Origin of the sequence: Salinivirga sp. (assembly GCF_035268865.1) — a bacterium.
In the GTDB taxonomy this organism is placed as follows: Bacteria; Bacteroidota; Bacteroidia; order Bacteroidales; family Salinivirgaceae; genus Salinivirga.
Window position 1 is genome coordinate 40,488 of sequence record NZ_DATFKB010000014.1, and the last position, 11,393, is coordinate 51,880.

General features: G+C 38.2%; 7 protein-coding genes. All 7 read left to right on the top strand.

Features of this window, described 5'->3' with window-relative positions; translation table 11 throughout:
• Positions 1–33: 33 nt before the first annotated feature.
• The gene (locus tag VJ937_RS00925) at positions 34–876 is read left to right on the top strand and encodes a universal stress protein (RefSeq protein ID WP_324065043.1); all 843 of its coding nucleotides are present in this window, start codon (positions 34–36) and stop codon (positions 874–876) included.
• 101 nt (positions 877–977) lie between these two features.
• A complete protein-coding gene (locus tag VJ937_RS00930; protein ID WP_324065044.1) occupies positions 978–1,994 on the top strand; it encodes a branched-chain amino acid aminotransferase in 1,017 nt (338 codons plus the stop codon).
• Positions 1,995–2,274: 280 nt separating this feature from the next.
• A complete protein-coding gene (locus tag VJ937_RS00935) occupies positions 2,275–2,970 on the top strand; it encodes a LytTR family DNA-binding domain-containing protein (RefSeq protein ID WP_324065045.1) in 696 nt (231 codons plus the stop codon).
• 23 nt (positions 2,971–2,993) lie between these two features.
• Complete coding sequence (locus VJ937_RS00940) at positions 2,994–6,890, top strand: PAS domain S-box protein (protein ID WP_324065046.1); 3,897 nt, start codon at positions 2,994–2,996, stop codon at positions 6,888–6,890.
• Between the two features lie 111 nt (positions 6,891–7,001).
• Positions 7,002–8,246 (top strand): TolC family protein, encoded by a 1,245-nt coding sequence (locus tag VJ937_RS00945; protein ID WP_324065047.1) that lies wholly within the window; start codon positions 7,002–7,004, stop codon positions 8,244–8,246.
• Positions 8,247–8,263: 17 nt separating this feature from the next.
• Complete coding sequence (locus VJ937_RS00950) at positions 8,264–9,451, top strand: efflux RND transporter periplasmic adaptor subunit (protein ID WP_324065048.1); 1,188 nt, start codon at positions 8,264–8,266, stop codon at positions 9,449–9,451.
• A gap of 50 nt (positions 9,452–9,501) precedes the next feature.
• The coding region (locus VJ937_RS00955) for a CusA/CzcA family heavy metal efflux RND transporter (protein WP_324065049.1) at positions 9,502–11,393 on the top strand (1,892 nt) is incomplete at its 3' end.

Consider the following 11,393-nt stretch of genomic DNA (forward strand, 5'->3'; position numbering starts at 1 on the left):
TTCGTAGATTTACCCATTGAAATGCCCAATTCTATGAGTCCAAAAAAGAAATACATTGTTATACCCTGGGATTTTTCTGAAGGTTCAGAAATTGCACTTAAGCACGCTGTACAGCTAGCCAAAGTTGTTAACAACGGTATTGCACTTTTGTATATAAACAATATCAAAGGCGGAATTTTTGGAGGCTTTAGCAAGAAGCACAAAGAAGACGAGCTTAAAAAAATAGAATCTGAATTGACGGCCAGGGCCGAAGAGATCAGTAAAGAGTTTGATCTTGAATGTAGAGCTTTTGTAAGACAAGGAAAAGCCAAACAAATTGCCCAGGAAATTATTCACACAGTAAATGCTAACCTCATGGTTATGTTTAGAGCTGTGCAAGGCAATAAAAATACATTAAGTGTAAGAGATTTTCTTCGGATATTAAAAGGTGCCTTTATACCTTTCATCATTGTGGAAACCCCACCATCTCACGATTATTATAAAGAAATTGTAGTTCCGATTGATGATGACCGCAGGTATCGGGAGTCCCTTGCCTGGATTATTTACATGTCAAATTACTACCAGTGCAATATTAACCTGATGAAACCCTACTTAACAGATGAATTCAGGAAAAAGGATCTCGCAAATAATGTATATTTCACCAAGAAAATGCTCGATAAGCAGAATATCATTTATGGTGTGAAAACCGCTAAGAAGAAAGAGGCTTTCAAGACAGCCATTTTTAATTTTGCCGGCATAATTGAAGCTGATATGGTTATGATGACCGCAAAATATTATTTAAAATGGATTAGTGGTAAAAGTCATGAATCCTTTGATATTCCCGTGATGTGCATTCCTCCAAGAGCAGACTTGTCGAAGTATTCCAGCTTCATTTAGTATGTTACTAATTTATATTGCGTAACACAAGTCTTTCATTGTAAATTTCGGTTGAATTGTTTACATTTGTGACGAGTGTAAACAACTTAACTATTGTTATTATGAAAAATATAGATTGGAGTAAATTAGGATTCGGATATTATAAAACTGATTACAATGTACGCGCCTACTTCAAAGATGGTAAGTGGAGTGATGTTGAGGTAAGCGATAAAGATACATTGGAAGTAAACATGGCTGCCTCAGGCTTACACTATGGGCAGCAGGCTTTTGAGGGAATGAAAGCTTTTCGTGGAAACGACGGTCAGGTTAGAGTATTTCGTTGGGAAGAAAACTTTAAGCGTTTGACCAATTCGTCAGAAGGCATAATGATGGCAAAAGTGCCTGAAGATTTATTCAAAAAAATGCTTTTTAAAGTAATTGAATTGAATAAAGATTATGTACCACCTCGCGAAACCGAAGCAGCCCTTTATATTCGGCCGATACTTTTTGGTTCAGGTGCACAGGTTGGCGTAAAACCATCCAATGAATATACTTTTGCCATTTTTGTAATGCCTGTCGGACCATATTTTAAAGAAGGATTCAAGCCTGTAAATGTACAAATTGTTCGTGATGCAGATCGTGCTGCACCTTTAGGTACAGGTACTTTAAAAGTTGGTGGTAATTATGCCGCATCATTGAAATCAGGCGAGCGCGCACATGACGAAGGTTATGCAGCGGCACTTTATCTAGATGCCAAAGAAAAAAAATATGTAGATGAATGTGGTCCAGCCAACTTTTTTGGTATAAAAAACAATACCTATGTTACACCCAAGTCTTCATCTATTTTACCTTCCATAACCAATAAGAGCCTCATTCAATTGGCCGAGGATATGGGACTAAAAGCAGAACGCAGACCAATACCAGTGGAAGAACTCGAAACATTCGAAGAGTGTGGTGCCTGTGGAACAGCTGCTGTTATATCTCCAATTGGTAAAATTGTCGACAGACAATCAGGTAAGGAATATGTGTATTCGAAAGATGGCAATGTTGGACCCACAAGTCAGAAATTATATGATGAACTTCGTGCAATACAATACGGTGATAAACCAGACCCACATGGATGGGTAACCATTGTCTGAAAAGTTTAAACGATTTGAATATTAGGCCGGATTTCCGGCCTTTTTTATGCAAAAAAATAAGGCTGCTCCATGATTGGAACAGCCCTTCTTCCGCTTATGAAAAAGCTACTACCCGTTTGTTACTCAACATTAAAAGTACAAACAATTTTTGAAATACCAAAAAATAGTTATCTACTCGCGTTTTTATCCAGTTCAATTCATAAATACGATATCTTTGTATAATGTTTTCTTCCTGTGTTGTCGGATAATTATTATTTTTACGTAAAAGATACCTAAGCCAATGACAGATACCAAGTTAAATTGCTTGATAGTAGATGACGAAGAGGTCGCACGTGAGGTAATGGCAAGTTATATAAGCAAAGTACCTTATCTGGAATTGAAAGCAAGTTGTGAAAACGCCATTGATGCTCATGAAGTTATTACACAGGAAGAGATCGATCTCGTTTTCCTGGACATTGAGATGCCCGGCTTAAGCGGAATAGATTTTTTGAAAACAGTAGCTCATAAACCTCATGTCATTATCTGTTCTGCAAATAAAGACTACGCAGTGGAAGGCTTTGACCTGGATGTTGACGACTTTATTTTAAAACCTGTTACTTTTGAGCGGTTTTTAAAAGCTGTTGGTAAAATCAGGGCAGAAGAAAAACCTATTGAACTTAATGAAAATTATTTTTATGTAAATGAAAATAAGCGTATGGTCAGAATAGATATGAGCAACATTATTTATATCGAAAGCCTGCGCGATTATGTACGCATAGTCACAACACAAAAGAAAGTAATTACCCACCAACATTTATCAGACTTTGAATCAAAATTACCTTCTGACCGCTTTATGCGAATTCATCGTTCTATAATTGTTGCAATCGATAAAATACAATCATTTACATCATCTTTAATTGATGTAGGTGAAAAGGAGCTTCCGGTCGGACGGAACTACAAAGAAGATGTGCAAAATAAATTGAACCGGCTCATTTGATGTATAGAATATACCTTTTTTGTTTGTTTATTAGCTTAATAAATCCAGGTTTTGGCCAGGGTAATTTGTTTGTGCATAATTTTTTACCCACCGATTATCCCGGACAAACACAAAACTGGGCTATTAAAACCGATTCAAATAATGTGGTGTGGATTGCCAATAAGGATGGATTAATGACATTTAATGGTCATCAATGGGATTTAATACAAACACCCCACCGTAGCACAATCAGGTCATTGAGTTTTGCCGATGATGGTACCCTTTACGCAGGCTCTATTGGCGATTTTGGGTATGTTGCGCGCGATACAACCAGGAATCAGGTATATCGTTCTTTATTAGATAGTGTTGGACAGGATGTTGAATTCACTGATGTTTGGAGTACTATTACATGCGGTGACACGACATTGTTTCTAACAGACAATTATGTTTTTATTTATCATAAGGGGTCTGTTGATTTGCTTTCGGGCGATCATCAATATTTTTACCTCGCATTTAAGGTGGCAAATCAGTGTATTGTACAGGAAATTGGTGGAGGTTTGTTTCGGTATGCGAACGGAAAACTCAATAAAATTGAAAATAGTAAATTTTTTGAACAGCGGCAGGTACATGCGATATTTAAGCAAGGTAATTCACATATTGTGGCAACCAAGTTTCATGGCCTTTTCAGGATTAAATTCGATGAGGCCCTTTCACGTATTCAAAGCATAGAGAAATTTAGGACTTCTGTAGATGAATTGCTAAAAGTGAGCACTGTTTACCAGGCTAAACCTGTATGTCCGAATTTAATTGGAATTGCTACTACCCACGCAGGTTTGTTTATTGTTGACTTTGAGGGAAAACTGAAATACCATTTTAATACCGACAATCAACTATTAACCGATGCTATTTATGACTTTACCTGCACACAAAACGGAGCTGTTTGGCTGGCGCAGGATATGGGATTAAGTCTTATAGAGTTAGGATTGCCAGTAACGCATTACGATTATAGTTCAGGAGTAAAGGGTACAGTATCAGCTATAGAGAAATTCGGTAATAAAATCTATGTCGCTACAGGATTTGGTTTGTATTGGGTCAATCCCGAAGTGCCAATGCATGAAAGAAAATTTCAGAAGGTTCGTAATATCAATATGCAAGCCTGGAATATGCTTGAAATAAAAGACGGGCCCACTTCTAAATTATTTGTAGCTACTGCGGCAGGTATTTTTAAGGTTGAAGAATCAAATGCCGTCCAGATATTCGAGTATCCAGATATTTATAAATTGTACATCTATCCGGAGTACCCTGATTACATGTTTGTTGGAACCAGAACAGGTTTGATCTTATTGAAAAAGGATGGCGAGAAGTGGAAATTGGTTCATGAATTTAGGTCCATAAGACAGCAAGTTCGGGATCTTGCTAAAGATTCAGATGGCAGTTTATGGATAGCTGCCAACTATAAGGGTTTTTATAAGCTTGATAAGATACAGTTAAAAGAACTAATTGATCACGAAGTAGCTCCGGTACTCAGTTTAAAAGATACAGCCAACGGACTTAATTCACTGAGAGGGCTGCAGTTTCAACAAACAGACAATCAACTACTCTATTCTTCTTATCCGCAGCTTTATACGTATGATGCTGCTCTCAGTCAATTTAAACCTTTCAAATTGACTGATGAACAATTGGATAGTGCAAACATTGAACACTTTAACAGAATAAGTGAAAAAACATTTTATTATACCACTCAAAAAGGGATGAGTGTCGATAGTACAACACTTATGCGGCTTCCCTATAGTGTCACGCATGCTGCCTGGATTGATAGTAATCAAATTTGGATAGGGTCTGAGCATGGATTGTATCATTACCTTTTTCACGAAAAGCGCACACTATCTCGAAATTTCTCAATTTATTTCAGTGCAATAAAGTTTGGTAGTGGTAGCTGGTTGGATATTTATAAGCAAAAACAACCTGTGAAGCAAGAACTGGAATTTGAGCATAATAGTATTTCAGTGGTTGTAAGTATACCTTATTATTATAATTATGCAGGCAATGAAATTAGTTTTTTCTTAAAAGGTTTCGATAAGCACTACGAACCCTGGAACCAGCAATTCAAGAAAAGTTATACTAATTTACCCCCCGGAAAATACACCCTTTATGCACGCGCCAGAAATACTTTTGGCGAAACGGTTAAGCGCCGCTTACTCGAACTAACCATTAATCCTCCTGTTTATCGTACTACTTATGCATACATTTTATATGTTTTGTTGTGGGGCGTTATAATGTTTTTAGCCATACGTTACAGAACCAAGCAACTCAGAAAGTCGAAAGAAAAGCTTGAAAACGTAATTCAGGAGCGCACGCAACAACTTTTAGACAAAAATGAAGAAGTAATGCAGGTTGCCGATATATTGAAGGAGAACAATAAAAAACTAAAAGAGCTATCAATTGTAGCTGAAAAGGCCGGAAATGCTGTAGCTATTTTCAATAAAGATGGTAAGCTCGACTATTGTAACGAAGCATTCGAGAAGCTTTATGGTTATACTTGTGAAGATTTTACAGCCGAAAGAGGTAACTTTTTATTCGAAAACAGCGAATATCCACATATTAAAAAAGCTTATGAAGAAGCCCTTGCTAAAAAGAAGTCGGTGCAATATGAATATTTTACGCTATCAAAAGATCACGATGGTTTGTGGATTCACACCACACTTACTCCTGTGTTTAGAGATGAGGGTGAGCCGGAACAGTTTATAGCCATCGATACAAATATTACCCAGTTAAAAAATGCCGAAGAAGAAGTGCGTTTTCAAAAAGAGGAGTTGGAGCGCAAAAGCAAAGAACTGGCAGAAAAAAACCAGGAGCTTCAGCGGCTTTCGATTATAGCACGTGAAACAGATAATGCCGTGATTTTAACCGACAAAGAAGGTGCCCTTTTGTGGGTGAATGAGGGTTTTACAAGACTTTATGGTTATACGCTGGAGGATTTAAGACAAAAACGAGGCAATGTTTTTAATATGAGTTCCAATGAAAGAATAAGGCAATACATTGGAAACTGGCCCGAGCACAGGAGCTCAATAACTTATGAGTCGCAAAATACCACCCGGGATGGAAATAAAATTTGGGCACAAACGACACTGACTCCGATTCGCGATGATGATGGAAATATTGTACAAATCATAGCAATTGATAGCGATATTACAGCGCTCAAAAATGCAGAGATGCAAATTGAAAAGCAGCGCGATCAGCTTAAATCCCTCAATGCAACAAAAGACAAATTCTTTAGTATTATTGGTCACGATTTACGAAGTCCGTTCGGAAATTTTGTAAATATGACCAATATAATCATGCAAAATATTGCTACCTCAGATAAAACCACGTTGCTAAACTATGTGAGCAAACTACAACGCAGTGCCCAGAATTCATATAATTTACTTGAAAATCTGCTTGATTGGGCGCGCCAACAGCAGGGTCGCATAAAATACTATCCCGATTTTGACGATATTACTTCGGTAGTTGAAGAGATGACCGAACTTTTATTGCCATTGGCCGAAAGAAAAAAGATTAAGGTAAATCTGATTTACGATGAACCCATTTATGCCTATTTCGACGAACATATGATTAAGACGGTTGCGCGTAATCTTTTGTTTAATGCATTGAAGTATACGCCGTCTGGTGGAGAAATTAATCTCTATTTCGAGGAAGCAAAGGGATTTGTAAAGTTCTTTGTACAAGATTCGGGCATTGGGATAAAACCTGAAATGCAAAATAAATTGTTTCATGCCGAAACACATTTTTCGACACTTGGAACCGATAAAGAGCGGGGAACGGGTTTGGGTTTAATCTTATCAAAAGATTTTGTTGAAATGAATGGAGGTACTATTGAAATACAGAGCGACCCAGGCAAAGGTAGTACATTCATTATCACGCTTCCAGATCGCGAACCTTAAATATAACTAATAAAAGATTTTTATAGCATTGTTTTTTAGTGTTTTATCGCTAAAACAATTTTGTTGTGTTTTTGTTATTGGGCTATCAAATGTGTTTAAAAACAAAAATTTATGAACCGTATAGCTCAGTTTATTATTCTGCTGATATTTATTCAGGCCACGTCACTTCAATCCCAGAATAATAAAATTTCACTGGAACGTGCTGTAGAGACCTCGTTAAAAAATAACCCTGCGCTTAAACAATGGGAGGCCCGGCTTAAGGCCAAAAAACAAGAGCGTAAACTCGCTTATGGAATCGAAAACCCGGAACTAACCTATTTTAAGGAAGGTATTAACGATAATACCACTCCTGCTTTCGATGAACAAAGAATTGCCATATCACAATCAGTAGATTTTCCGCTCAAAAGTATATATAAGGTTAAAAAGTCGAAGGGAGAATACAGGGTTTTGGAAATGCAGTTTCTGGCATTTAAACGCAACCTTACGGCAAATGTAAAGAGGCTTTACGTAGACCTTTTGTATGCAATTTATTACCAAAAATTGACCGGCGAACAATTTACCCTGGCTAAAAACCTCAATGATGCAGTTCAAAGTCGTGCGGAAGCAGGTGCTGGCACAGGCATGGATCAATTAAAGGCTGAAATTCAACTGGCCAAAGCAAAAAATGATATAGATTATGCCGAAAGGATATTGCACCAGGCCCGTTACGAGCTCTTCAATGTGATGGGGTTGGGGGAAGATGATCAAAAGTATACAATAGCTTTTGACGATACACTTAGAACAAAAAATGATGTCATTGATCAGGATGCAGCACTTGAGTTTACTTCAAAACATCCTAATTACACATCTTACGTAGAAAAACAAAGAGCAGCTGAATATGGTGTTAAAGCCGCAAAAAGTGGCTATTTGCCAGATATCAGCTTTAGCTTATACCAACAGGATTATGGAGATGGATACGATTTTACCGGTTTTGAAGTAGGCCTGAGTATACCTTTATGGTTCACGATTAACCAGCATGTTAAAACACAACAAGCTTTAGCAAAACTTGAGGAATTTCAATGGAAACAAAAAGAAGTATTGCTGAATATGAAGATGCAAATAGAGCATGCATGGCATAATTACGAAGCCTCAAAGCAAAACCTTGAGCGCTTTAAGGAGATTATTGCTATTAAATCAGATAAATTAAGATCATTGACACTCGAGGCTTATAAGCTTGGTGAAATTGATTTGCTTAATTTGCTTAATGCACAACAACTCTATCTTGATACAAGGAAAAACTACCTTAAAGTTTTACAAGATTATTATTTACAACTTATAGAGCTTGAAAAGTATATGAATAAAGAAATTGTTTATTAATCAGAAAAAACAGAACCATGAATAAATCGGGATTCTTCATCGGGATAATATCAATGTTAATTTTAGCAACGTCATGTGATGATGAAAAAGGTGTAAAAGTTGAAAATGAAGAGATTGGAACACCACCATCTCTGGTATCAGATTCTGCCCAAAAACAGATGATCGAGTTGTCTGACAAAGAGGTTAAGGAGCTGAAAATTAAAACGGTGGATGTGACAAGTGATGTAAAAAATTATAAGGTCATTGCACCCGGAATGACAGAGCCACACCCTAAAGATGTAAGTATCATTAGTGCTCCTATAGAAGGAAGAGTAGCAAAAATTCTTGCTTTTGAAGGAGATTATGTTCAGAAAGGTAGTATAATATTGCAAATGGAAAGTCTTACCTACGGATCGCTTGTGGCAGAATATGTTCAGGCTAAATCGGAAGAAACTTACCAACAAAGCAGGTTGGATCGCATGAAACAACTTGTTGAGAAAGATATTAATTCGGAAAGCGACCTGGAGAAGGCCCGGGCTGATTACCAAAGGGCTTCAGCATCAGTGAATGCTGCTTATTCAAAGTTGAAGGCTATTGGCGTAGCAGACCGCGATATTGATAACCTGAAACCAAATAAAAAAATTAAGCCTTTGCTCAATATTTATGCTCCAATTAGCGGCACCATTGATCAGCGCCAAATTGAGCAGGGAGAAGCCGTTAATGCTTATGAGAAATTGGAGCGAATAATTAATCCGGGAAGGGTTATGGTAAAGGCTTATCTGAGCCCGGAAGATGGTCAATTTGTAAAAAAGGGTGACCAGACCAACATCATGCGGCGCCAGAATCGGGAAAAGTTTATTGAAGGCACAGTTGCAAGTATAAATCCGGGCCTTGATGAAGGAAGCCGCTCTATTGTGGCTAATATTCCGATCCGTAATAATGGTAATTGGCCATTGCCCGGTACAAGCGTGCGTATCGAAATTGAAACAACCACCCCGGCCGAGGTCATTATGATACCGATGGATGCAGTTACTTATGATGGAAATGAGCCCGTGGTGTTTGTGAAGCACAGCAAAAGCCTTTATGAAAAACGATATCTGCAAATATCTGAGTTGCGTGACCGGTATGCATTGGTGCAAAAAGGACTAGAGGGTAATGAAAAAATAGCGGTAAGCCAGGTATTCACGCTCAAAGCATTATCGCGTTATGAGAAATTTGCCGAATAGCATAACGATCATTTTTATTTTTTAATGTCAAACAAGATAAAACGCGCGATATGTTCAATAGTATAATTCATTTTAGTGTAAGACAAAAGTTTGTAGCCCTGGCACTTGTTGTACTGATGGCTGTAGGTGGTGTTTCAGCTTTGCTGAAAATACCTATTAACTCATTGCCTGATGTAACTCCGGTACAGGTTCTGGTTATAACCAAGGCAGGGCGTTATTCGCCTTACGACGTTGAGAAGCTGGTTAGTTATCCCATTGAAACTGCTATGAATGGTTTGCCTGATATTAAGGAAGTCCGGTCCATTTCTCAGTTTGGATTATCTGCGGTAACTGTTGAGTTTGACGAGGGCACGGATATTTACTTTGCCCGTCAAATGGTGAGTCAGAGACTTCAATCAATTAGAGGGGAGTTGCCTCAAGGGGTTTCATCACCAAAACTCGGACCCATATCGACTGCCATGGGAGAGATTTATCAGTATGTGGTCAAAAGTGATCAGCATTCACTCACCGAGCTCAGAGAAATGCAGGATTGGTTAATTGCGCCCCAGCTTAAAACCATTAAAGGGGTAACCGAGATAAACTCATTCGGCGGTTTTGTGAAACAATATGATGTGATTATTCAACCTGGCAAATTGCGGAATTATGGTATTGGTTTAAAAGATGTCATCAATGCCATAGAGAATAACAACAGTGTAGCGGGAGGAAATTACCTGGAACATAATCGTGAGCAATATATTGTTAGAGGTTTTGGACAAATTAGTCAGACAGATGATATTCAAAATATAATTGTAGACCGCATTAAAAATAAACCGGTTTACATACGCGATATTGCCCGGGTGGAACTAGGGAAACAAATACGTCAGGGCGGAGTAACCAAAGATGGAGAAGGCGAAGTGGTAACGGGCATTATTATGATGCTTCGTGGTGGTAATGGACGCAAGGTAATTTCCAATATCGAAGAGCGGATAACTACTGTCAATAAAAGTTTGCCTGAGGGTGTAGAGATAGAGAAATTTTATGATCAGTCTGATTTAATCGGACGAACTACTTCAACCATTTCTACCAACCTTATAGAAGGTGGATTTTTGGTAATAGCAGTATTATTGCTTTTACTTGGCGAAATTACAGGAGCTATTATCGTTGCGCTTGTCATTCCCTTATCAATGCTCTTTGCTTTTATAGGGATGCAGTATTTTGGTCTGGCAGCCAACCTTATGAGTCTTGGTGCCATTGACTTTGGTATGGTGGTAGATGGCTCTGTAGTAATGGTTGAAAACATAGTTGCCCGAAGACAGAAGAAACCTAAAGAAGACAAAGATATTAATGATACTGTTGAAAAGGCTGCTAAACAGGTTGTAAGGCCCATATTTTTCGGGGTACTCATCATCCTTATGGTATATGTACCCATAATGACCTTTAGTGGTATGGAAGGAATTCTTTATCGGCCTATGGCCATTACAGTAGCTGCTGCTGTTTTTGGTTCCCTTTTATTGGCTATTGTTTATGTGCCTGCAATTTCTGCACTTGTTTTCCGAAAGGGTGTCAAAACGAGAAAAAACAGAATTATAGCATGGCTAAAGCCCAAATACAATAATTTTTTGCAACGTTACCTGGAACGTAAAGTTGTTGTGTTGACCACAGCAATCGTAATTTTCGCACTTTCAATGGTGGTTATGGCGAGATTGGGAACTGAATTCTTACCTGAACTCGATGAGGGCTCCATTTTGGTTGAGCAGGTACGCATGCCTTCTGTTACCCTCGAAGAATCAATGGAGAATGCGAATTGGCTAGGAGGGCAATTAAAGGCCAATATCCCGGAAATAAAAACTGTGGTGCCTAAAACGGGCCGTTCCGATTTGGCAAACGATTGGATGGGTGTGCATCAAACAGATGTGTGGGTTTTATTAAAACCCCGCGACAAATGGCGCGAAGGCATGACCAA